1 protein-coding gene is annotated in these 870 nt (G+C 60.8%); it reads right to left on the reverse strand.

Going from position 1 to position 870, the window contains the following annotated elements; genetic code table 11:
- Positions 1-15 precede the first annotated feature (15 nt).
- The gene (locus tag AD72_RS33805) at positions 16-291 is read right to left on the reverse strand and encodes a hypothetical protein (protein ID WP_031470725.1); all 276 of its coding nucleotides are present in this window, start codon (positions 289-291) and stop codon (positions 16-18) included.
- Positions 292-870 lie beyond the last annotated feature (579 nt).

The following is an 870-nucleotide window of genomic DNA, read 5'->3' on the forward strand; positions in this document are numbered from 1 at the left end:
GTTACGAGACATCCCTTAGGTGATGAGGTCCATCCCGTTCCAACCGGGGCCAACGCTGACCGGATCGGCGAAGGTGCGCTGACCTTGGCCTGGTTCACGGACGAAGGTCCCGGTGTGGATGTAGGCCATCAGCTTGCCTTCGCTGTCGGTGCCGAGAATGTCTGGATTCCCGTCACCGTTGACGTCAGCGATCGAGAGCAGCAGGCCGGGTTTCCAGCCGGATCCGATCTTGTATGTGACCGGTTGCTTCGGCTTGCCGTCTTCGTTGACACCGTTCGCGAAACGATCCACGACTTAGGTAGCCGTCGAGAGCGCGGCGGAGTATCTGCCATTCTCGGTGGTGCATCGAGCACTGGCTCTTCCTGTTGTGTGCACGGGTTCCCCTTTGGTGCGCTGTCGCTTGTGGTTTTCGGATACCCGTCGCTCGGCAGGCGAAACCGGTTTGCCAGCCGAGTGGGCAGAGCCGAAAGAGGCCGCCAAGAAAGGGACAGGGATGAACGAGCGGACCGGTGTCTCGCAACGGTACCCGCCAGGATGGGCGGGATGACTACCGTTCGCCTTGAGATGGCGAGGCAGGCGAAGATGCGCGCCGATTCCTTGAATTTCGGGCGAGGTCAGAGGTGAGCAAGGCAGTACTGTCGGCTGCGTACCGGACGAGCACTTAGCAGGGTTCGTCGATCAGCAGGCAGAGACTTCCCATACAGACCTCGAATTTCGTGGCGATAGGCAGGACCGTAGCCATGCAGCGGGATCGAGCCTGTCCGGATGCGCAGTTCGGCCATCGCGTCGGCGGGGAACCGACAGCATGTGGTTACGGGACGCTCACCACAGCGTCCTTTACCAACACTAAGTGTAGGAGGCCAGGACGTT

The organism is Sciscionella sediminilitoris, assembly GCF_000737195.2.
Classification (GTDB): Bacteria; Actinomycetota; Actinomycetes; order Mycobacteriales; family Pseudonocardiaceae; genus Sciscionella; species Sciscionella sediminilitoris.